The sequence below is a fragment of the Flavobacterium sp. KACC 22758 genome, from assembly GCF_028736135.1.
Classification (GTDB): domain Bacteria; phylum Bacteroidota; class Bacteroidia; order Flavobacteriales; family Flavobacteriaceae; genus Flavobacterium; species Flavobacterium johnsoniae.
Genome location: NZ_CP117878.1, coordinates 2,539,626 through 2,563,496 on the forward strand (window position 1 = coordinate 2,539,626; position 23,871 = coordinate 2,563,496).

Annotated in this window: 21 protein-coding genes and 2 pseudogenes; 20 read left to right on the forward strand and 3 right to left on the reverse strand. The window is 32.8% G+C overall.

The window, feature by feature from the left end; genetic code table 11:
- Positions 1–54: 54 nt before the first annotated feature.
- Positions 55–213, reverse strand: a complete 159-nt coding sequence (locus tag PQ462_RS10865) for a hypothetical protein (protein WP_274253491.1) — start codon at positions 211–213, stop codon at positions 55–57.
- A gap of 25 nt (positions 214–238) precedes the next feature.
- Here PQ462_RS10865 and PQ462_RS10870 point away from each other — a divergent pair, with 25 nt between their 5' ends.
- From PQ462_RS10870 to PQ462_RS10880, 3 genes are all read left to right on the forward strand, one after another.
- Positions 239–526 carry an energy transducer TonB gene (locus PQ462_RS10870; protein WP_274253492.1) on the forward strand — a complete coding sequence of 96 codons (288 nt, stop codon included), beginning with the start codon at positions 239–241 and terminating at the stop codon, positions 524–526.
- An 80-nt stretch (positions 527–606) separates the two neighbouring features.
- The gene (locus tag PQ462_RS10875; RefSeq protein WP_274253493.1) at positions 607–2,433 is read left to right on the forward strand and encodes a leucine-rich repeat domain-containing protein; all 1,827 of its coding nucleotides are present in this window, start codon (positions 607–609) and stop codon (positions 2,431–2,433) included.
- Between the two features lie 37 nt (positions 2,434–2,470).
- Positions 2,471–3,229, forward strand: coding sequence for a hypothetical protein (locus tag PQ462_RS10880; protein ID WP_274253495.1), 759 nt, complete (start codon positions 2,471–2,473; stop codon positions 3,227–3,229).
- A gap of 358 nt (positions 3,230–3,587) precedes the next feature.
- On the opposite strand, the gene PQ462_RS10885 is transcribed toward PQ462_RS10880, so the two are convergent.
- On the reverse strand, positions 3,588–3,821 hold the full coding sequence (locus PQ462_RS10885) for a hypothetical protein (RefSeq protein ID WP_274253496.1): 234 nt from the start codon (positions 3,819–3,821) through the stop codon (positions 3,588–3,590).
- Between the two features lie 194 nt (positions 3,822–4,015).
- Between PQ462_RS10885 and PQ462_RS10890 the strand changes: the two genes are divergently transcribed.
- From PQ462_RS10890 to PQ462_RS10970, 17 genes and pseudogenes are all read left to right on the forward strand, one after another.
- The gene (locus tag PQ462_RS10890; RefSeq protein ID WP_274253497.1) at positions 4,016–4,207 is read left to right on the forward strand and encodes a hypothetical protein; all 192 of its coding nucleotides are present in this window, start codon (positions 4,016–4,018) and stop codon (positions 4,205–4,207) included.
- 286 nt (positions 4,208–4,493) lie between these two features.
- Complete coding sequence (locus PQ462_RS10895) at positions 4,494–5,366, forward strand: helix-turn-helix domain-containing protein (RefSeq protein ID WP_274253498.1); 873 nt, start codon at positions 4,494–4,496, stop codon at positions 5,364–5,366.
- A 26-nt stretch (positions 5,367–5,392) separates the two neighbouring features.
- On the forward strand, positions 5,393–6,481 hold the full coding sequence (locus PQ462_RS10900) for a hypothetical protein (RefSeq protein WP_274253499.1): 1,089 nt from the start codon (positions 5,393–5,395) through the stop codon (positions 6,479–6,481).
- Between the two features lie 219 nt (positions 6,482–6,700).
- Positions 6,701–6,898 (forward strand): YqaE/Pmp3 family membrane protein, encoded by a 198-nt coding sequence (locus PQ462_RS10905; protein ID WP_274253720.1) that lies wholly within the window; start codon positions 6,701–6,703, stop codon positions 6,896–6,898.
- 442 nt (positions 6,899–7,340) lie between these two features.
- Complete coding sequence (locus PQ462_RS10910; RefSeq protein WP_274253500.1) at positions 7,341–7,559, forward strand: hypothetical protein; 219 nt, start codon at positions 7,341–7,343, stop codon at positions 7,557–7,559.
- Positions 7,556–8,485, forward strand: a complete 930-nt coding sequence (locus PQ462_RS10915; RefSeq protein WP_274253501.1) for a hypothetical protein — start codon at positions 7,556–7,558, stop codon at positions 8,483–8,485. Before PQ462_RS10910 ends, PQ462_RS10915 begins: the two co-directional genes overlap by 4 nt.
- The gene (locus PQ462_RS10920; RefSeq protein ID WP_274253502.1) at positions 8,485–9,504 is read left to right on the forward strand and encodes a tail fiber protein; all 1,020 of its coding nucleotides are present in this window, start codon (positions 8,485–8,487) and stop codon (positions 9,502–9,504) included. Before PQ462_RS10915 ends, PQ462_RS10920 begins: the two co-directional genes overlap by 1 nt.
- A 579-nt stretch (positions 9,505–10,083) precedes the next feature.
- Positions 10,084–10,824 (forward strand): hypothetical protein, encoded by a 741-nt coding sequence (locus PQ462_RS10925; RefSeq protein WP_274253503.1) that lies wholly within the window; start codon positions 10,084–10,086, stop codon positions 10,822–10,824.
- Positions 10,825–10,829: 5 nt separating this feature from the next.
- Positions 10,830–10,991 (forward strand): hypothetical protein, encoded by a 162-nt coding sequence (locus PQ462_RS10930; protein WP_274253504.1) that lies wholly within the window; start codon positions 10,830–10,832, stop codon positions 10,989–10,991.
- Positions 10,992–11,000: 9 nt separating this feature from the next.
- Complete coding sequence (locus PQ462_RS10935) at positions 11,001–13,772, forward strand: RHS repeat domain-containing protein (RefSeq protein ID WP_274253505.1); 2,772 nt, start codon at positions 11,001–11,003, stop codon at positions 13,770–13,772.
- Positions 13,773–13,783: 11 nt separating this feature from the next.
- Complete coding sequence (locus PQ462_RS10940; RefSeq protein ID WP_274253506.1) at positions 13,784–18,043, forward strand: RHS repeat domain-containing protein; 4,260 nt, start codon at positions 13,784–13,786, stop codon at positions 18,041–18,043.
- Positions 18,015–18,551, forward strand: coding sequence for a hypothetical protein (locus PQ462_RS10945; protein ID WP_274253507.1), 537 nt, complete (start codon positions 18,015–18,017; stop codon positions 18,549–18,551). The genes PQ462_RS10940 and PQ462_RS10945 overlap by 29 nt, the downstream gene beginning before the upstream one ends.
- 224 nt (positions 18,552–18,775) lie before the next feature.
- Positions 18,776–19,428: pseudogene (locus PQ462_RS24040) on the forward strand (IS1 family transposase).
- A gap of 91 nt (positions 19,429–19,519) precedes the next feature.
- Positions 19,520–19,714: pseudogene (locus PQ462_RS24045) on the forward strand (RHS repeat domain-containing protein); the annotation flags it as partial.
- Positions 19,715–20,352: 638 nt separating this feature from the next.
- The gene (locus PQ462_RS10960; RefSeq protein ID WP_274253509.1) at positions 20,353–20,886 is read left to right on the forward strand and encodes a hypothetical protein; all 534 of its coding nucleotides are present in this window, start codon (positions 20,353–20,355) and stop codon (positions 20,884–20,886) included.
- A gap of 299 nt (positions 20,887–21,185) precedes the next feature.
- Complete coding sequence (locus PQ462_RS10965) at positions 21,186–21,677, forward strand: hypothetical protein (protein ID WP_274253510.1); 492 nt, start codon at positions 21,186–21,188, stop codon at positions 21,675–21,677.
- 14 nt (positions 21,678–21,691) lie between these two features.
- Positions 21,692–22,114, forward strand: a complete 423-nt coding sequence (locus PQ462_RS10970; protein WP_274253511.1) for a hypothetical protein — start codon at positions 21,692–21,694, stop codon at positions 22,112–22,114.
- 415 nt (positions 22,115–22,529) lie between these two features.
- Here PQ462_RS10970 and PQ462_RS10975 read toward each other — a convergent pair whose 3' ends face one another.
- Entirely contained in the window at positions 22,530–23,129 is a 600-nt protein-coding gene (locus tag PQ462_RS10975) for a DUF6624 domain-containing protein (RefSeq protein WP_274253512.1), read from the reverse strand.
- Positions 23,130–23,871: the final 742 nt, after the last annotated feature.

The window sequence follows — 23,871 nt, forward strand, 5'->3', positions numbered from 1 at the left end:
TATAACAGGCTACAGACTTGGTTGCGGTTCAGATACAACTCCAGTATCTGATTATTATCTTCTTAAAAATGATGAAGGATATTGGCTCGCTCTAATTTCAAATGTTGTTAAGATTAAATATTTAGGCAATGAACCCATTGAAGGGACAGGAAATATTGGCACTTTATATACTGCTCCGGCAATAATCACGCCCGGAACTATAGACGAAAACAAAATTTATAATAAAGCAGAACTCGATGTGCTGCCAGATTATAAAGGTGGAATGGCTGCAAAAGTGAAATTTATAGATAAAAACTTTAAAGCACCAAAAGATGACGGAGAAATACTTCAGGGAAAAGTTTATTTGTCTTTTATAATAGAAAAAGACGGCACAATTACGAATCAAAAAGTATTAAGAGATTATGGTTATGGTTCTGGTCCAGAAGCTTTGATAGTTTTGAATAAAATGCCAAAATGGATTCCAGGACAGATAAAAGGAAAAACAGTTCGATGTCTTTATTCTACTGTTTTCCTTATTCATAAATAAATTATAATCAGAGTTTATTATCCCTTTTTATGCTTGAAAAACCATATTCTGTTTTTCCATTTTTTATAAAAGAAATATTTATGAAAAGAATACTATTCATTATTTTGTTTTGTTGCGCGCCACTTAATTTGTTTTCACAAACAATAACAGGATATACCTTAATTCCTGATGCTAATTTTGAAAAGTCCCTGATAGATATGGGATATGATTCTGGTAAACCTGACGGAAAAGTATTAACGACTGTAATTTCTAAAGTAAAATCACTAAATATTTCAGAAAAAAGCATTTCAGATTTAACTGGAATACAAGATTTTGAAGTATTAGATGATTTAACCTGTTTCGGAAATAAATTAACAAAACTGGACCTCAGCAAAAATACCGTCTTAACCTTTTTATCCTGTAGCAATAACAAACTAAAATCATTGAATATAACAAAAAACACTATTCTAACTCACTTGTTGTGTTATGATAATGAATTGAAAGCTTTAGATGTAACGCAAAATGCAAAATTAAATCAGTTAGATTGTTCCAACAACAAATTAGCAACTTTAGACCTGAGTAAAAATACTGTCTTACAATATTTAATGTGTTCCAAAAATCAGTTAACCTCTTTAAACTTGAATAAAAATAGCACTTTAGAGTATTTACAATGCTCTAATAATGAATTGGCTTTTCTGAATTTAAGCCAAAATTCAAATTTGATTACTTTGGAATGCAATAATAATAAATTAACCCAGTTGAATTTAACTCAAAATATTAATCTAGGCTCTATACAATGTCAGGAAAATCAATTGACAGCTATAAGTTTTTCAAAAAATAATAGCCTTACTGAAATTAACTGTTCCAATAATCAATTGACTGCATTGGATCTTAGCACTAACAAAGCTTTGACTGGTTTGGGATGCAGTAAGAATCAGCTAAAAACATTGGATTTATCAAACAGTCTTTCTTTAAAAGGTTTTGATTGTTCTAAAAATCAATTAACTGATTTGAATATTAAAAATTGTCCTCTTATAAGTTATATGTTTACTGAGGAAAATCCTGATATAAAATGTATTAGTGCAGATTTTGATGGAACACCTTATCATGTCAATGATGTTTCAGACTTTTCAAAATGCAAAATAATATGCGCAGAAATCGAACCTGGATACACGGTGATTCCAGATCTTAATTTTGAGAAAGCTCTTATTGCACTAAAATATGATTCTGGTGAACCAGACGGAAGAGTCTTTACAGCAAATATTGCCTCGATTACAGATTTGGATGTTTCCAATAGACAAATCCAAGACTTGAAAGGTTTGGAAGATTTTGTCGCTTTAAAAACATTAGATTGCTCTAGAAATAGCATTGAAAATCTGGACATTACCGAATATAAAGCTTTAACAAAACTAATTTGTACTAAAAACCTAATAACTTCCTTAATTGTAAACAAAAATAAAAATTTAACTGCGCTTTACTGTCAGGAAAATTATCTTAATACTTTAGATATTTCGGGAAATAAGGTGCTAAAAGAACTAGATTGTGAATCTAATAGTATCGATTTAGATGTTTCGAATAATAAAGCACTGACTTTATTAAATTGTCAGCGCAATCACATGACTTCTTTAGATGTTAGCCAAAATAAAGCGTTGATTAATTTGAATTGTGATTACAACAACTTAAAATCTTTGAAATTGTCTAAAAATAAATTGCTAACCAATTTAAATTGTGATGGCAATAAATTAACAACTTTAGAACTTTCAGAAAATAAAGTACTGACTACCTTATATTGTAACAATAACTTATTAACTGACTTAAGTGTTACTAAAAACACTTCATTAATCGAATTGGGCTGTCATGCGAATCAAATAACAAACCTCGATTTATCTAAAAATTTACATTTAGACTATATTCGATTGTCAATCTAACAAAATATCAGATTTAGATGTCTCTAACAATATTGCTTTGAAAATTTTGCGATGTGACAGCAATAAATTAACAGCTTTGAATTTATCTAAAAATATAATTTTAGATGAGTTGTTTTGCAGTAATAATCTCTTATCTGTTTTAGACACAAACCTGAACCCAAAATTAGAAAAAATTGCTTGTGCAAATAATCGACTGACAAACCTTGATACTTCTAAAAATAAAGACTTAAAAATGTTGTATTGTAATGAGAATAAATTAAAAGCATTGGATATAAGTCTAAACAAAGTACTGAATAATTTTAGCTGTGTATCGAATCAACTAACGACTTTGGATGTCTCTAAAAATACAGTTTTATGGTATTTAAATTGTAGTTCAAATAAACTAACTAATTTGGATCTGAGTAAAAATACTCTTTTAATTCATTTTGAATGCAACTCTAATCTATTGAAAACTTTAGATATCACTAAAAACACAGCTTTAAAAGAATTTCGTTGTCAGCAAAATAAACTTGACAATTTAGATCTGTCTCACAATCTGCAATTGATGAGAGTTTCATGTGAAGAAAACAAGATCAAAACTTTGGATTTATCCAAAAACACAGCATTGCTTGATTTAATTTGTTCTTCGAATGAATTGACTTCTCTTAATCTCAAAAACGGAAATAATAGCACAATATCTTATGTTTCTGCTCTTAAAAATGATAACCTTAAATGCATTCAGGTTGATAACGTAGATTTCCCTTCTTCCCGATGGTTTAAAGATTCTGGTGTTGATTTTTCTACATCATGTCAATAGAACAAAAATTATCATTATAAAAAAAGCTCCAGATTTCTCTAAAGCTTTATACTTGTAGCGGGAAGCATTAAATTATCTAACCTATTTTTTGAAGATTTTTATAAAATTGTTAGCTAAGAATATTATCTATTATTGAAGATAATTAATCTCTTAATTATAGAAACTGAAATTAAAAAAAATGAATATCCATGCACTACTTACCAATTGTGATTTAATTGTCAATTGCTCACTAAAATTTACCAATTATTGATATAATCAAATAATGGCAGTCCCTTATTAGGTTGCAGAGTAAACAATTTGAGATGTTTTGCAGGTAAAGAGCCAATTCTTAGAATCAATTTTGCTTTTCTTAAATCTTTTAAGCTTTTTTTGTACCCTGATTTTTCCAAGGGACTCTCATACTAAATATCTTGGAAATTAAATCTACATCACTAATCAATATTTCAAACAAATCTTTTTGTATTTTATTATATAAAATGTTGCCATAGAGGTATTCATCTAATTTCAAAGAGTGTTTAAATTTCTGAAAAGAAACCCCAGGATTAATATCCTTAAAATACTCTTTTATTTTAGATTCATAAACTTCAGTCATTATTGAAGAAACAAAAATTATTTCTTCACATTTTGGATTTTTTCCTTAAAACTTGTAGACTCCTCGATATTACTAAAAAGAAAATACCTTTCTTCTTTTGGAGATTTAGGCTTTCCATTTTTTAAGTTGTTAAATTCTATTAAGCTTTCGATATTTGAATGTTCTCTCATATAATATTCAAAAGCTTTTGTTGTTTGAGAACCAGAAATAGCAACATCAGTTATTATTATAATTTTTTTACTGTAACTGAAGCAGTAGTACATACTAGAGAACGTAAAGATAAGGATTGGGATATTCTTCATGGAAATAAAGCGGCAAAACCATTTTTTGGCAGAAATGAAGTCCCGATTGTTTTCATAACTGCATTCTTAGATAAAGTTCTTTAGTCATTAATAATTAACAGCTTAAAATGAAACTACCCATTATATTGTTCTTCTCTCTTGTGCTTTTGAATCTTTTAAGTCTCTATTTCCTAATAGGTCTTTTTGGAGGTGAAGGATTACGGGAATTTACAGTAAAGATATATTACGAGGAGGGTCACACCCGTGTTATTGTTTATCTCTTTTATATTACTGTTCTTTTTAATCTTTAAGCTCTGTTTTATTTTGGAGTGAGACGATTTTTTAAGGAGTAGCAGGGGCAGTTTCTTTAGGCTGGTGAAATAACAAGGCCATGCTTAAAGATTTAATGAATACTAAAATAAAACAACTATCTGAGATTGGGGCAGCTGTTTATATGGTTAAAAAGGATGCGGTAAAGTTTCCTTTGGGGGAATTTACTGAAATGCAGGACACTGTAATGCTGCTCATTAAATCAGGCACATTTGTAATACAAATAGAACAAGACATTCAATATTTAGTACCGTTTGATTTAATGGTTTTTCCAAAAGGATCTCGGTACCGAGAAATAGAAGCTGGAGAAAAACTGAAGTTTTATTTCATAAGCTTTCCTAATGATCATATTCATTTAATAGAAAAGCAGTCTTTTGAAGATTTATGGAGCAAAAAAGTATTTAAAATCAATCTGGATCAAACCGATTACCTTGTGCTGTCCCTAATATGCAGGCTACTTCAGGCTGAAGGCAATGTCGTGAAATCTGATGATTTTGCTATTGAGCTCAGACGTATAAGTTCTAATCTGGTACTCGTCGAGCTGAAACTTATTTATGCAAAATATATTGCTTCTGCTGTACTGCATATATCCAGAGCGGAAAAGGTGGCCATGGAGTTCTTAACGGTGCTGTCTATACACTGCCGTAAGCACCATACCGTCAAATTTTACGCCGGGACGCTGTACGTTACTCCCGTTTATCTCAATAGAGCAGTCAAAGAGGTCACGGGTAAAACTGCCAAAAGGCTGATAGCAGAATCGATTCTTGCTGAAGCAGTCACTCTGCTTGAGGAATCACCGTTTACAATCGCTGAAATAGCAGAAGAACTGGAATTTAGTTCTTTGTCAGCATTTGATGTTTTCTTTAAAAACTTAATGTCCTGTACGCCGTCAGAATATCGTTCAAATGCGGTAGAGAAATTTAAGAGTCGTTAGTCTTAACTGTTAACTGCAATTAAAATATGAAAATGATGAACCATAACTATCCTTTAGAATGGCTGGATGCTTTGATACTGGTGCATTTTAACCCCGTTAAAACAGATCTGAGCCAGATGTCAGAAGCTGAACTGGCTGTTATTTCAGAACATGCTGTAAAAGAGTCGGGGAGGATTCAGGTAAGGATTAAAAATGAAATATTTGCCCTTCGACGAAAGAGGGAGATTCGGCTTTTGGTCAGAAAGTATCATTCGACCTTAATTTTTCTCTTGGATACGATGCTGGACAATCAAAGGCACAGTGTATTTCAGTTACCGTCTGTATCAGAAACTGCCGAGCTTATTATTAAATGTCTGGACGAGCTGTTGTCGTTTTTGGAGCAGCGGTTTTCCAGTTATCTGAGTTTAGATGAGCGGGTTCCGACCACCTATCTGCTGGTGTCCAGAAAAGAGCTGCAACTGAAATTAAAAAAACTTCAGAAAAGAAAAGCGGAAAATAATGAAATGAATTTGGTTTTAAATGTGGTGATCAAGGAGGTACTAGAATCATTTTCCATGCAGGAAAGAGACAGGATAACATTTCGCCAGATGCTCTATGAAAGAACGCTCTTAGGTGAATTGTTGCTGGTCGATGATTTCAAAGATCAGGGAGTGTTTTCTGCGCTTGATCAAACACTTATTGGGTTGAATTTTAATAGTTCCGTTTATATAAACCTGCTCATCAAACGTCTGGTTTCAAAAGTGGAATTGGAAGAAGATATTGCCGGAAAACTCAGTCTGCTTTCTTTTTATTGGAAGGAATTCAATCAGATTTATTCCAATGAAAAACTGTTTTTTAAGGCAGGGATGCAGCATCTTAAAACAGTTGTCGGCAGCTGGTTTGAAAATGAAATCCAATATCTGGAAAAGCAGCTGGAAATTTTAGCAGTCAGATCTAAAGAGGCTGGGGGAGATGAGAAAAAAGAAAATAAGCTGGAATGTGATCTTTCTACCGATCAGATTGGAATTATTCTGCGGGCTGCTGATGAAGCACGGATTGTGAAATCCAGATCCATGAGCCTTGTATTTCAAAGGATAGTACCGCATCTGTCAACTGCCTTTAAAAGAAATTTATGATATCAGTCCGTCAGAAGCAAATCCTATAATGCAGAGGAGAATGATAAGAACATAGCCATACATACTCTGGAGAAAATGATTAAAAAGATTCGTTCCTACTGAACCCGAAATGATCTGCTGTTTTATGAAACAAAACAGCATAAGTAACGTCTTATACTGGGAATGGATTTTTGTATCCATCGCTCTTAATTGTAAAGAACATTAAAACTAAAAGCTATGATGACTTTAATTGCTATATTTTTTCCCTCGCTGTCATTTCTGCTTCGCGGAAAACTGTTGACAGCCCTGCTGTGCTTGATACTGCAGATCACTCTGATCGGATGGATTCCGGCAGCAATCTGGTCTGTGGTGTCCCTTCAGAATTCAAGGGCAGACAGACGCAATTCAAAATTGATACGGGCGATGAGATCGAAATAAAATAAGCTTAGTCAGGCAAGTGAAGCCTCTGGAAACATTTTTGTTTTCAGGGGCTTTTAATTTACAGTTATATATCATTATTTCTCGGAAGGAAATTATTTCCATTTTCCTTAGTGCTTTGATGGCAAAATTTTTTGCATGGCCTTCAATTGTAAATGCAGTCGAAACTTCTATTTATATCTCGATTATAGATAATTGTTTATAGATTTTAAGATATCATTGTGCGCTTTATTTTCCAAAGTTTAAATAAATAGTAAAAAAACTGCAAAATGAGGAATCCCGTAAAAAAAATATAAAATCCTTTTGTTTATTTGCGCGCGTGATTGTACTCAGAATTTTAAACGAATAAACGTGAAATCAAAAGCTATATATCTTGGAATTACCGCAGCCTTTTGCCAGCTTCTGGCTGCACAGACATTCGAACCGCATAATTCAATAAATTTTGGCAGTGTTAATGACGGACGTGATGTTGCCGACGGTATCACTTGGTACAGACCAGAGCCGCGCGACTATGACTGAAACCCCTTCCGCCCAGCAAATAGAAAAGAACGGGTTGGTGGTGACTTTGTATATGATTGAAATGAAGAAAGAGAATGAAAGACAAAACGAAGAAATAAAAAAACAAAATAAAGAAATCGAATATCTTAAAACCAGAAAATGAAAAAGCTGCAATTTACGCTGTTTTGTATAATAATAGTTTTTAGCATACAAGCGCAAACTCTAAATCCTACTTATAATATTGTATCTCCAGGAGCAGCAGATGCTTTTAAAGGAGGATATACTTTCTCATATTCATCGGCGGGTACTCCTTGGAATGGTTCACTTATTAGTTATGGGGGAGCGTCAAACGGTTATGATACACAAATTAGTTCTGATTATGGAGCAAACCGTATTTCTTTTAGAACAAGAAATGGTGATTACAATTACTGGAATCCATGGAACGAACTCGTAACTTCTCTAGGTGACAATTACTTGGCAGGAAATCAAAACATTGGAGGGACTTTATCAATAGGTGTTTATCAATCTACTTCGTCGTTTTCTGTGGGGAATAACCATGGTGTTAAGATGTCAGTTGGAAATAGTGCATGGAGCAATACATCAATAATAGTAACAGGCTATACAGTTGATACGGGAGATTTTACAGATCTTAAAGTGCCTGGTTATCTCTCTAATAGTGCTTCCGTTCGTATTCTGCGAGATGGAAATGTTGGTATAGGAGTTATTAGACCTACAAATAAACTAGATGTCAACGGCACAGTCCATTCCAAAGAGGTAAAAGTAGACATGACAGGCTGGTCCGATTTTGTTTTTAAAAGAGAATATAAACTGCCGACATTGGAAGAAGTGGAGAAACATATAGCCGAAAAAGGTTATTTAGAGAACATTCCAAGCGAGAAAGAAGTTTTGGAAAATGGAATTAATCTTGGGGAAATGAATGCAAAACTGCTTCAGAAGATTGAGGAACTGACTCTTTACATGATTGAAATGAAAAATGCGAATGAAGCACAGAAAGAGCTTTTAGAAGAGCAAGATCAAAGACTATTTAATTTAGAGCAAAAAATAAACCAACTTTCAAAATCAAAATAATGAGAAATCCCTTTTATATTTTAGTAACTTTCTTTTTCTTTATTACTGCGCATTCCCAAACAACAATTAATCAAAATGGTTTACAAACCACGGTAATACAGGGTTTAACTTCTACAACCCCTGAAGCAAAAAGATATGAAATAGCAAATATTGGATATAATTCTTTTCATTGGCAAAATGGCGGTATTATTATTATAGAAATCTACCAAAAATTTTTCTCTACTGACTATAAAAAATATGTTCTGCAAAATGGATACGGCCAAGGTATTAATTCTGGTTCTGCAGTTCTTAAATTAATTGAAAATCAAGGAGATCAATCTTTGGGAAAAATAACGTTAGGAACTCCGATTGATATAAGTTCTTCTTATGGAGGCTACATAAATAAACAGCTTCCTGTTTTTTTTGATGTTCAAAATTATGGTTCATATAATATTAAGATTTCTTATCAGCAGCAGAAAGTAGATACTGTTACTGATTTTAATCAGATTAAAATTAATGAATCTCCTACTGGCACAACCATTTCTAACTTTACGGTTTCCAATCAATTGAATTACGATGTTACTTCAAATGGTTTGTTGCGAATTAGCGGTATCGGAGACCATTATATTCAAAATGGCAGAATTGGAATTGGAACTATATCTCCTGATGAAAAATTAACAGTAAAAGGTAAAATACATGCACAGGAAGTTCGTGTTGATATGCTTGGACCGTTAGTTCCTGATTACGTCTTTGAAAGTGATTACAAACTTAAATCTCTTGAAGAGGTTGAAAGTTACATTAGAGAAAACAAACATCTTCCTGAAATTCCATCAGCCAAAGAAATTGAAAGAAACGGTTTGATGCTGGCCGAAATGAATATGGCTCTCTTAAAAAAGATGGAAGAAATGACTCTGTACATTGTGGAGCAAAATAAAAAAATAGTAAGTCAAGGAAAAAAAATTGAAGAATTAGAAAAAGAAAAAGATTCTATGAAAGATTTAGCAGCTAGAATTTTTAAAATTGAACAACAACTAAAATAATCTTACTGGAATTGAATTTGTATGGGATTGAAATTAAGAAAGATGAAAAAACAAATGAAGAAATAAAAAAGATTAAACCGAGTGGCATTCCAGAAAGTGAAATTAATTTTTGGAATGTTTTTTCTTTTAGCAGTGAAATGGGGAGTTACAGCCCAAAATGATTTGCCGCTTTCAGGCAATGTAACTATGGGGGTTAAACAAAGTTATGCCGGTAATTCAATATTTTTTTAATGGATTAGGATAAAGTCATTTAGTTAGAACTGAATCTTAAGGTGACAGTAAGAATGGAAATACATGACTTAGAATATATTTAGCAGATGATTGGATTTATGATCAGGGTTTGAAATTGAATTTAAAAGAGTATAGTCGGACGAAACTTCAAGAAGCTGAAAACCATATTGTTGAGAATGGCCATAAAGAAAATATTCCAAATGAAGAGAAGTGCTGAAAAACGGAATTAATCTGGAAGAAATGAATGTAAAAACGTCTTCAGAAAATTAAGGAAATGATGTCCCGCATTATTGAGATAAAAAATAAATTATGTTGATAAAAAAAGATAAACAAATTAGAAGAGTAAGTATGAAAACGAAAGTATACATTTTTTTAGCGGTGTTTTGTTATTGGGCGGTGAATGCTCAGATACACACTCCCTCAGGTATTATCCAGGGAACTTCAGGTAATGCTAATGTTGGTATTGGTACAGGGAGTCCAATGGCAAAACTTCAAGTTGACAACGGTAATATATTGGTTCGAAATTTTGCAAACGTTGATAATCAATCAGCAATTATGATTGCCCATTCAATTAATATTACCAATTACGATACATTTGGGACATCGGTGCGTACAATCACTGAAAGTGCAGGATATAATACATATGGTTTGCAATTTTTTACCCAGGAAACTCACGCAACTGGACAAACCGAAAAGTTGAGAATACTTGGAAATGGTAATGTGGGAATAGGTAAAATGAATCCAACAAATAAATTGGATGTAAACGGAACCATACATTCAAAAGAGGTAAAAGTAGATATGACAGGCTGGTCAGATTTTGTATTTAAAAAAGAATATAAGCTGCCAACACTTGAAGAAGTTGAAAAACACATTACTGAGAAAGGGCACTTAGTAAATATTCCAAACGAAGAAGAGGTTTTGAAAAACGGGATTAATCTCGGGGAAATGAATGCTAAACTTCTGCAGAAAATTGAAGAACTTACTTTATATGTAATTGAGCAGGGGAAAAAAAATGAGAAACAGGCTGGTGAGATTGAATTCCTAAAGAAGAAATTATTGAGAATTGAAAAAGTTACTAACTCAAAATAAACCATATGAAAAGAAAAATTACCTTTTGTTTTTTTGCATTTTTTTCAATTTTGGCGGCTGGCCAAATTTATACCTCAAGCTTAGCGGTTAATATTTCAAATAGCTCAGGAAGCGTTGTTAGGATTGGGATAGATACCCTTTCTGGTTGTTTTTTCTCACTAATATAAATAAACGATATGAAATTTATTGCTTTCTTCTGCTGCTTGATAAGTTTAATTGTCAAGGCACAAAACACTAATATATTTCCTGCCAGTCCTAATGCTTCTTCATTAATTGAATATGTAAACCTTCCAGTGAGTCTGGATACAGGAATTCCCACTATCAGTTATCCTCTCTTGTCTATTAAAAATAATGATATTGAGGTTCCTATAAGTGTATCGTATCATGCAGCCGGGATAAAAGTTAATGAGGTGCCAAGCTGGGCGGGAACTGGGTGGACCTTAAATTCGGGAGGTGTTATATCACGTGTTATTGCTGGTATGCCAGACGATGTAGATAACGGCTTTATAGGGCTTAATCAAAAAGGAAAACTTGTAAATCAAAATTGGGATGCGGTATATATCAGAAGTGCAAATAATAGAGTAGTAGATACTGAGCCGGATATTTTTTATTTTAATTTTTTAAATTTTCAAGGGAAATTTGTTTTTACTGCTGATGGGGACATAGTGATGCTGCCCCATCAGGATTTAAAGATTCAGCCTCCTTTGGGCCCAAAAAAAGTTGATAATTACTGGACAATAATTGATGGTCAAGGAAATAAATATAAATTCGGAACAACACCGGCTTCAATTGAAAAAATTGGAATTACAACTACCTTTAATACTGGTGGAAATATTGACACTGTAACTGCTGCACCAAGAGTATCTTCATGGTACCTTTGCGAAATAGAAAGTGCCACAGGGGATAAAATTACTTTTGAATATAAAAGTGGCAGCCCATATTCATTTGAGAGTAAATCAGAGTCTAGGACAGCGAAGTATTTTCCGGGAAATCCTGTAATAAATTCTGTCCAGTTTATAACTGTTACTAATACAGTTACAAATCCAGTCTATCTGGACAAAATAGTTTCTGCTAACGGATATGTAAAATTTAATTCATTGTCACTGCGTGAGGATTTGATTAACAGTTATAAGATTGATAATATCCAGTTAATAAATAAAAATGCTTCTGTTGTGAGAAAAATTAATTTTAATCACAGTTATTTTGCATCTCCAGGATGCACTAGTCCGGATTGCAAACGTCTTAAACTTGATGGTATTTCGCAGGAATCATCCCTGGCAACACAACAGCTTTATCAATTCCAGTATAACCAAAACGTACTTTTACCAAGCAGAATGTCGCCGCAGATTGATCATTGGGGATACTTCAATCAAAATGGCGAAACAATTCTTAATACAGGAAACGCACTTAACAGGGCTCCAAATTTTGAAGGAACTAAAGCCAATATACTTCAGAAAATAACATATCCAACCGGCGGAAGTATTTCGTTTGATTTTGAATTAAATGATTTTGATGCATCCGGTGCTAACTCACCAACGGGTGGATTGAGAATCAGTCGAATAACAGAGAATTTTAAGTATGGCGGTGCAGTAGCCAGAGATTATATTTATAGAAAAGGAAATTCGGCATCCAGCAGCGGAACAAGTTACGCAACTCCAAAATATACTTCAGATGGAGTAGTTATCAGTGATGGCCATAACTGGAGTTTCTATAAGATGTCATCACATTCATTACGACAGCTATTTGATCTTAATGGTTCGAATGTGAAATACGAAGAAGTAAAAGTGAGATATCCTGATAACAGTTCTGAAATTAATTTTTTTACAAGCTTTTTAACTAATCCTGATATAAGAAACCAGATTGATTACAGACGATACAGAACAGATATTAATACTCTGTATAGTGTTCTGGATATTAATCCTTTTGAAGAACCTTTTTCTCCACCTTCAGTTAATAATTTTAATGAAAGAGGCTTTCTAACAAAGAAAATCTATAAAAATAGTTTAGATAAGACTGTTTATACTCTTGAGAATACCTATAAAAAAATAAATCCTTCCGGTCAGTACCAGTCTTACGGATTTTCCATTTCGCAGTTTGCTGCTAACAGCAGTGGAACTGAGCAGGTATTTAATATCGGAAAGTATACTTTTAAAAATGATATTTATGTACTCGATAAAACAAGGGAAGTGAAATATGATCTGAATAATTTAACAGCCGGTACTGAAATTAATACAGAATACAGCTATTCAGCAGAATTTCCAACTTTAAAAACAACTGAAGTAATGACAAATAGTGATGGTAAAAAGCATAAAAGCGTCTACAAATATTGCTTTGACATATTAAATGAAAATGGGATGGCTGTATTAAAGCAGAAGAACAATATCATGCTTGCTGTGCTGGAAAGCAGGTTTGTAGACGACATCGACATTTATAACAAAAAAATCTATTTCGATACTGCCGCAGGTTATTTGAATAACGGGGGTATGCCTTTAGTTAGAGAAGTTAAAGAGAATAAAACCAGTGACAAAAACAATAACATTGTTTTTGAAAAATATGATATGGAAGGCCGTCTGCTTCAGTTTAAACAGGCTGATAATGTATCAACATCTGTTATTTGGGGATACAATAATGAATATCCAATCGCAAAACTCGAGAATATTGCATACAATGAAATTCCATCTGATTTAATTGCTCAGTTGAAGACTAAATCGAATGGTTTTATTCAAAGTGAATTAATGGATGCCTTTACAAATTTGAGAAACAGCCCAGTTTTAAATAAAGGACTGATAACTACTTATACTTATGCTCCTCTCATAGGTGTGACATCAATCACTGATCCGAAAGGTTATACCACGTATTATGAATACGATGAATTTAACCGCTTAAGGAGCAGCAGGGATGCGGCAGGGAATATTATTGCAGAGAAGAAATATAATTATAAACAATAAATATTAGAGGTATGAAAAAATATTTGCTTATACTGTTTTTATCTTTTGTTTATTGTTTTGGTGCTAAATCTCATAGGGAGGATTCACCAGTTTTCAATAATAATTGTATATCGGTTCAATATCCAGATTTTTATCAGGAAATACTATCCCGCAATTTAGTAACCAGTAATGATTCAGGAGATAGTGCTTACGGCTATATCGAAATTTCAAATAACTATTTGACTGTGAATTTTGAATCAGTGTGGAGCTCAAACCAATCTTATGTCACCGGTATTGTTGCGTCAATAAATACGACACTGCCTAATATTTTTTTAGGACCTATTTACAGCGGAGGACAGGAAACGGGTTTCTTTGCCAAAATCGAAGATAATAATTTAGTAGTATATTCACTTACACCGAATTATTCTTATTTCAATAGATTTAATTTAGGTTTTAGTATTGATTTAAGTTGTATGCAAAATTGGTATTTTGATGGTGATGGTGATGGATTTGGAAATGCAGATTCAAATCCTATAACAGATTGTTATCAGCCGGCGTGGAATTATGTACCAAATAATCTGGATTGTAATGACCAAAATCATTTAGTGTCGGCAGCAAAAAGCTGGTATTTAGATGCTGATAACGACGGATATGGTGATCCCGGCCAGGGACCTGTAATTCAATGTGATAAACCTGCAGATAATTATGTAGACAATAATCTAGATCTGTGTCCTTTTGAATACGGACTCTCTTCAAATGGATGTCCTGATGGAACGTTTTATATTAACGAAAATTACATGCGTACCATTTCTCCAACAATACCAGTAAACACAATTGAAGGGCTTGCCGCCACCAATAAATTAGATGATATTATATATTATGATGGTCTTGGCCGCCAGATGCAGAAGATCAATATAGGCGGGGGTGGAAACGGGGAAGATATAGTAACCCCTTTTGAATATGATATATATGGAAAGCAGACCAAAGAGTATCTGCCGTATGGGAAGACCACCAATGGAGGAATTTACATGACTAATGCTCTGGAGAGTGTACAGCAGTTTTACAATACTGTTAAGTACGAAAACTCTTCAAATCCCTATAATGAAAAGCAATTTGAAATTTCTCCATTGAACAGGGTATTAAAACAAGCATCATCGGGAGATTCATGGAAATTAGGTTCTGGTCATGAAATGAAATTCGAGTATCAGACTAATATAACCGGAGAAGTTAAAATGTTCAATTCCGTATCTACATGGAATGCTGCTCAAAACATTTATGATATTTCGTTATCTCTGTCAGAAAATGTTTATTACACAGCTGGTGATTTATATAAAAATATTACCAAAAATGAAAATTGGACAGCTGGTAAAAACAATACGACAGAGGAATTTAAAGATAAAAAAGGAAGGGTGGTGCTTAAGAGAACCTACGCTGATTATAAGGATAATATAGGAAACATTATTTCTTCTCAAAAAGTTCATGATACTTATTATGTTTATGATATTTATGGAAATCTATCCTATGTATTACCTCCTAAGGCGGTTGATTTATTGGGCAGCATTACAAACCTCCAGGCAGACATAATTTCTATGGCAACTGTTACTTCTGCAAATCCATTACATCTTAAAGCGGGTAATTCCATTCTTCTGAAAGCAGATCCAAACGATCCTTCTAAAGGATTTCATGCGGTTGCAGGCAGTACTTTTTCAGCAGTGATAGATACCAGCACCCAGACTGTTTTAGATGATCTGTGTTATCAATACAAATATGATTCACGAAACAGATTGGTAGAAAAAAAGATGCCTGGTAAAGAATGGGAGTTCAGTATTTATGATAAACTTGATCGTGTGATTTTAACCCAGGATGGCAATTCAAGGCTTCAGAACAAATGGTTTTTTACTAAATATGATGCTTTTGAACGTTTAGTGTATACAGGTGAATATACCAAGCTGATTACCAGGACAGCATTGCAGGGACTGGCAGACAATAGTTCTGTTTTATATGAGACAAAGACACAAAGCACTACTATAAATAATACAATTGTATACTACAGCAATTCTGCTTTTCCAACTGACGATATTGATTTGTTGACCATAAACTACTATGATGACTATAATTTTGATATCGATGGAGGAACGCCGGAAAATGTAGGTATTCTTGCACCAAGTAATCAGGTTAAATCATTAAGTACCGGAAGTAAAATACGCGTTCTGGGTAAACCTGATTGGATTACCAATGTTATATATTATGATAATAAAGGACGAGATATCTATAATTATTGTAAAAACAGCTACCTTGGAGCTGTCCATAAAGTCAAGAAAGAGCTCGATTTTGTTGGTAAACCGACACAAACCATAACTGAACATGTAAAAGAAGGAACGACGCTAACTGTTACGGATGTATTTACTTATGACTCTGCCCGCAGATTAAAAAAACAAACCCAGTCGTTAAATGGCAGTGCTGCTGAAGTTATCTGCGAAAATTTTTATGATGATGTAGGGCAGTTGATAAAAAAATCAGTAGGAGGCAAAAACAATCAGGCACGATATCAGAATATTGACTATACATACAATATCCGTGGCTGGTTAAAAGGTATAAATGATTCTAGTACAGATAATGGTGCTATTGCATTAGGTACAGATGATCTTTTTGGATTTAAGATTAATTATAATAATCCGACAGATGCTTTAAAAGCTTTATATAATGGGAATATAAGCCAGACATTTTGGAAAATGCAAAATCAAAATTCGGACATTAAAAACTATACTTACACTTATGATGCCCTAAATAGACTAACAAATGCTGTCTCGCAAGACAGCGGCAGGTATAATGAAAGTTTAACCTATGATGCAAACGGAAACATAATGAGTTTGATTAGAAACGGTTATAAGGATGCCGATGCATTGCAGGCGGGGATTATGGATAATTTGACATACAGCTATGATAACGGCAATAAACTGCTCAAGGTTGATGATAGTTCCGGAAGTATGGAAGGTTTTAAAAATGGGGGCAACAACGGAGAAGATTTTAGCTATGACAGAAATGGAAATGTAAAAACGGATGCCAATAAGGGAATCACCGGTATCACATATAATCATTTGAACCTGCCTGTTGACATAACTTTTTCTCAAGGAACTATTCATTATGATTATGACGCTTTGGGGACAAAACTAAAAAAGACCGTAAATGATAACGGGACCGTCACCGTAACACAGTATGTTTTTGATTTTCAATACGAGAAGCTAGGAAGTGGTATCAATGAATTAAAATTTTTTCCACATAATGAAGGTTATATCAAAAAAACTAATGGAATTTATAGTTATATTTATCAATATAAAGATCATTTGGGAAATGTGCGTCTTAGTTATGAGAATATCAGTCTGACCGTTACGCCGTCATTACAGATTGTGGAAGAAAATAACTATTATCCTTTCGGTTTAAAACAAAAAGTGAGGGGAGAAGTAATTAATCAAACTGTTTACAAATATAAATACAATGGTAAGGAGCTCCAAGACGAGCTGGGGCTTAACTTCTACGATTACGGAGCAAGGAATTATGATCCAGCTCTTGGGCGTTGGATGAACATTGATCCTCTAGCTGAAAAAATGAGAAGGTATAGTCCTTACAACTATGCTTTTAATAATCCAATATTTTTTATTGATCCTGATGGAATGGCACCAAGTGATATTATATTTTTATCCCGAAATAAAGATGGCTCAACAAAGGAAGAATTAAAGTATAGAAATGGTAATTTTTATCATAATGGAGGAAAAGGAGCAAGATATGATCCAAAAGAAGGTAATAAAACATTAAATACGGTACTTTCAGCTTTCAGGAAAATTGAAGGATCTAACGATAAGGTTTTAAAAGCAGGGCTTTTTGTATTGGAAAATTCAAAACAAACTCATATCATTGGTGAAAAAATGGGTAACGAAAAATCAAATTTTGTGACAACTCAGTTTCATGAAAAAGATTTTGAGAATTACCAAGCAAACGAAGATGTAAAAAATAGCAAACCTGTTGATACTGCAACATTTTTTGATTTTTCAAGTGAAGATAAAAAAAATTTTGAAAGACAAGAAGGAGTTCCTGATTCCGATTTTACAACAGTTGTTCATGAAATGAGGCATATGTTTGATTATGATCGTGGAAAAATGGCCGATTCTGTCGGAAAGCAACACGAAAAAGATCCAGCTGAAAAACGAGCTGTTGATTTCGAAAATAGAGGAAGAGCATTAATTAATTTACCAAAAAGAACAACTTATGGAGGTTTACCGTTCAATCTTAATTAGAATTTTATTTACAGTAATAATATTATCTTCTTGTTCAAAAGAAAAAGGAATAAACTATTATGATTTATATTCAATTGAAAAAAAGCAAAATGAAGCTATTAAAGTAAACTACTATATGTTATTCTGTGCGAATAATACGCAAATATGTCAGGTCGATGCATCGGAAATTTATTATTCATATATGAAAAACAAGATTTCTGGCGCATATGATGATTATTTTAATGCCATATTAAATCATAAGCTATCTATGGAGGTAGATTTAAAAGATCATGTTTGTTTTACAATCAATAAAGTTATTGAACAAGATTATAAAAATTTAAATAGAAATGACTTTTTAAAAAAATATGCTTTTATTAGTGCAGATAAAAAAAGGTTTTTAATAAATAATAAAATAAAAGAGAATGATGGAGTTTTAAATGTAGCTTATTTTCTCTTTAAAAATGGATTTGGAATAACCTTTGATGATTATTTAGGTTCGTATTATGTTAACGATTTTACTCAAAATTAGCATATTAAAATATAATTAGTCAATAGCAGAGTATACTTTAGGTGGGTAGTGTTTCAAAGTTAGTGATATGATATTTTGAAATTCTAACCTTTTGAAATTGAAAAGTTTTTAGAAATAAATAATTTAAAGATGAGCAGTAATGCTCATCTTTTTTGGTTTAATATTGCCTTAAATGAGATAAAATGAGTAAAAATGCGACATAGTGTTCTAAAGTTAGTGATGGTATGAATTGTCCAAAATATAAAGGCAAAAGGTTATTAAAAAGGGGAGAACAAAAAATAATAAACAGCAGTACTATTGTAAAATGTGCTCGTACCGTTTTATAGAATATTATACAAATCAACCTTATAAATTAGAGATTAATGAAAAGATTGTTCAATTAACCAAAGAGGGATTAGGAATAAGAAGCACTGCAAGAATACTGGAAATATCAGCCACAACATTATTGAAAGAATCATCTCAATTGCCACAAGCATTGTTAAGCCAAGTATCAGTAGAGACAAAACTTATTAAGTTGATGAGCTGTGCACTTATATTAGGCATAAGAAAAATTACATCTGGCTGGTTTATGCTTTGTAAAAGAATTCTAAAACAGTTGTGAGTTTTAATGTTGGAAAACGAACCAATAAAACCTTGAACCATGTTTTGGAAACTTTGAAATTATCAGAAGCAAAAAAGATATTTACTGACAGACTTAAAAACTACAGGTATCTGATTGATGAGGAAATGCATTCTGTCAAGCGTTTCGATACAAGCCATATTGAAAGGAAGAATTTGACACTTAGAACTCATTTAAAAAGATTAAATCGACGGACAATTTGCTTCAGTAAAAGTTTAGTGATTTTTACTGCTGTTTAAGATTTATTTTTGGATTTAAGCAGTAAAACAGTAAGTTTATCCTGCAAAATCATGTTCTTAGAATAGTTTTATTTAACAAGTAAAAACTTGTAAAAATAGTCATAAACCCTTATAAGTATAAGTACAACGGGAAGGAGCTTCAAAACGAGCTGGGACTTAACTTTTACGACTATGGTGCACGTAATTACGATCCAGCATTAGGCAGATGGATGAATATTGATCCCAAAGCTGAACAGATGAGAAGATTTAGTCCATATAATTATGCTTTCAATAATCCAGTCATATGGACTGATCCTGATGGAATGAGCCCTCTAACAGACTTTTACAATCTCAGGGGTAAACTAGTTAAGCACGTCGAAGATGGCAGTAATGCAAAAAAAATGGTTTTGACTACAAGTAAAAAAGAAGCAGATGTAAATAGTGCAATTGAAAAAGGTCACGTGGTAAGTACTTTTTCAAATTCAGAGAGCGCTAAAATGAAAGGAATCTACGATTTTGCGTCTGGGGATAAAACTCAGACAGAACAAGGCTTTATACGTGGCACAAACGGAGAATCAAAGGTTGTTACAGGAACAAAAGCAGGAGAAGTAAGTAACGTTCAATGGAAGGACGCTAAGGCTGACTTAGATTCCAAAGGCAGTACTACAATATCAGATATACATTTGCATCCAAATACATATGATGCTTCTGGAAATGTCACTAGTTATGGATTACCAAAAGGTTCGGCTGAAGATGTCAAACCTTCAAATAATAGAGGGTATACTGAACCGTCAGTTGTTTTAGGGTATAAAGAAGAAGTTCAGCCTTTACCATCTGGACAAATTGGAGGTACTCCTGAGGTAAAATTTACACCTACTGCAGGATTTTATGATACTCAAAACAACCCGATTATTACTATAGAGTTTTCTGATTTACAAAATGCAATTAAAAAAATTAATACTCCATGAAAAAAATCTTTTTAACGATAATAGCTGTGATAATTACTTCTTCTTGCAATACATATTTAGATCACGGTAAAAAAATACATACTGATTATATGGATTTTTATTATATGGATAGCTATAATGAATTCATTTATAAATCAAAGATCAAATCAACAGCTGACAAAGAAATATATTATCCAACTAGTTTTAAAGTAAATCTTCCAAAGAAAATTAAAAATTGGCAGATTTCAAGTAATGAATTTTATTTTGAATATGATAATAAAGAGATAATTTATATTTATTCAGGGTATAAAAACGAGGGTTCGTCAGGAAAATGGACGCTCCGTGAGACTAATGACAATGAGATTTATAAAAGAATAGATCCTTACTGGAACAAAAGAAAATATGATGAAGATGCTTTAAAAAATGGATATTCTGGTAGAACTTCAAAGGCTTATACTGACGATAAAGTGATAATACTTTTATATAATGTTAAACTAGAAAATTTCGAAAATTACTTGTCGTTAATTAAAACTTTTAAGTATTTAGATTAACGTAAATTGTACATTAGCATTCAAAATTTCTCACTTATATCTAAAAAAACCACTCTTATTCACAGAGTGGTTTTTATTTTTTTCTTAGTACTGTCTTTAATCCAAAAAGGCACTTTCATATCGCGTTGTCATTTTATCGGCAATCAAAAATGGTATGATTATTTAGTACGAGCGGTTACAGAGTTGCTCAGAATTCGACGTTTACATCGGCTAAAAATAAAATTCTTAGTGCTGATCCAACTATTGAGCACAGCATTACTTTAACAAACTCTGCAAGTGGAACAATATACGAGACCGAAATGAAAAATGGTACATGCTATAATGTTGAAGCTGTAATGGTAAGGCAGGGAGCTTTTGCCGTTCTGCATAACCATCCTGATAATACGCCTCCCTCATCAGGAGATATATATGCCATTTTGCAGATGTATAATAATAACAATCTTATCCGGACAACGTATATTTTTACGGGAGGTGAGACCTATGCAATAGTACTTGTAAATCCTAATGAGGCCAAAGCATTTGTGGCCAATTATCCTGCTGATATAACACCGGAATACTCTCCTGAATTTCCTGAACCTTTATTTGACCTATTAGATCTGGGGAAGGTGCGAGGATTAGGAGATTCAAATGAAGGAAGATCTACAGCAATGAACCATATGCTGGAAAAATATAATGCCGGAATAACTATTATGAAAGAAAAAAACGGCAAATTTACGCCTTTAAAAGCAACAGAATATATTGATAATGATGGTGTAACCCGTAACAGATTTGCACCATCACCATGTAATTAATAAAAACTAACAATATGAAAAATACAATCAAAATTATTCCGGCATTACTACTACTATTAATTGTAAATACAAGCTCTAAGGCGCAGCAACTGGTTCAGACTCCCAATGATGTAAATAAATTAAAAGAAAATGAACAGCTTTTTATTAATAAGCCTTTAAAAAACCTGTTGAAAGAAATTAAACCAGAGTTGAAATTGGTAAGAGCAGAAATAGACCAGCATTCTTATTTTTCTTTCTATTTTATATCACACGATGAAGTACTTAGACTTCCCACAGACAGTATTCCATTGGGATTTTATGTTTACATTAAAGAAACATTAGACTGGGATATTAATAAGAGATCGAAAGAAACACAGTACAAATGGACTAAAGAAGATTTAGAAAAATATGGAAATCTTACCGTTACCAGAATAAAAATAAGAGGTAAAGTCAAATAAGATTTTAAAATTCATTTTTAAGCCCTTAATCAAATTGTGATTAAGGGCTTTTTTTATGATGCTGTCGTATGGGAATTTTAAAGTGTAGTTTTTGTTTGTAATACTTTGTTTTTTTATCTGTTATTATAAAGTCTTGTGAGTGGTAGAAATAAATTTTTTACAACTAGCTGTGAAAAACTTTTAAGGATTTTTTTTGAAAATAATCTTTTAATTATCGTAAGCTAAAACGTCTTGTAGTGCTAGAATTAAAATTAGAGAATTTTTAAGCTAAGCAAAAAGGCTAGATTGAATTGTATCTGCGATGGCTGGACAAGTATTGGATTAATACTCTGTCCAGGAAGCAGCCGTCAACAGATTGAATTACTTGAAATGCATAAAGACTTAACTAATTTGATCCTTTTACAATATTCATTTTTTATTTAATCCAGCCTGCCGCTTTTCTCCATTCATTGAATTTGTGTTTTCTTTCTTCAAAATCTACAGGCGGGGTCTGGTTTTCATTTTTTATCCTATTTCTAATAATTTCAGTCTGTTCTTCTAGGGAATTAAGACCAATTTTTTCTCTTCTGCGATTAACTTTTTGGATGTCGTCAAAAGTACTGGGACTTAATTGTCCTGCTATATCCCAATCAAATTGTGTTCCATAAAGCTGAGCGTGGTCTTCAAAAACAGCTATTCTGTCTGTCAGGTAGGCTAAATGCTTTGAATCTGCCTTATTCTCATTAACGGCATATTCCAATAAGTTAAGACACCTTTTTAAAAATCTGGGCTGTGCAATGGCATGCTGTATAATTAACCACGCTGCTTCACTTGCTTCTTTACCGACTTTGTCAATGCTGGGGTATCCGATTTTATCAATTATGGCTTCTAAAATCAGTGCGTTTTTATTATGCATGGCCTCCATTTCCTTGTTGTAACCTTCTGAAAGGTCGCCGCTTTGCAGGAGCCTATCCCTGAGTTCTAAATCATTGTTCTTTAAATTAATAATTCTACGGCCAGCCTCTTTATAGTTCATTGATGATCTGATTTTAAATTTAACAATAGGATATATAAAATTACGAAAAAAATGCTGGGGATATCGGATAATTTCGGGAACGAAATGATCTAAACCGCTGAAAAAATAGTAGTTCAGGCTGGATTGTATCTAACAGTTCTTCGATTCTTATTTTTGCTTTGTCATTCGATCTCGACTGGATTCAAACCAGTGCTTTTCAGTGGATACTTGAAGCTTCTACGGTAGATATTGGTTGTTAGTTAGTTAGTTAGTTAGTTAGTTAGTTAGTTAGTTAGTTAGTTAGTTAGTTAGTTAGTTAGTTAGTTAGTTAGTTAGTTAGTTAGTTAGTTAGTTAGTTAGTTAGTTAGTTAGTTAGTTAGTTAGTTAGTTAGTTAGTTAGTTAGTTAGTTAGTTAGTTAGTTAGTTAGTTAGTTAGTTAGTTAGTTAGTTAGTTTTGTTTTACACTGTTTTATCTTTTATTTTGAACAGTTAGAGAGATTGGTTGGAATAGCAGGTTTCGTATTTATAGATTGCTATTTGATTTTGTTATCAAACATTAACCCTGGAGTTAGGGTAATATAGTTTAGAACCTAAAGCCGAAAATCTTTGATTTTATTACGTTTACAGTTTTCTAAAACTGCAGGTGTCACGATTTTGCCATAAAACTCGAACTAATGGCTTTTGTAATTTTTTGCCGTATACAGTTTCGAACCTAAACTCGCCAGACCTTGTTTTTTCTGGATTTCTAGTTTGCAAAATATCC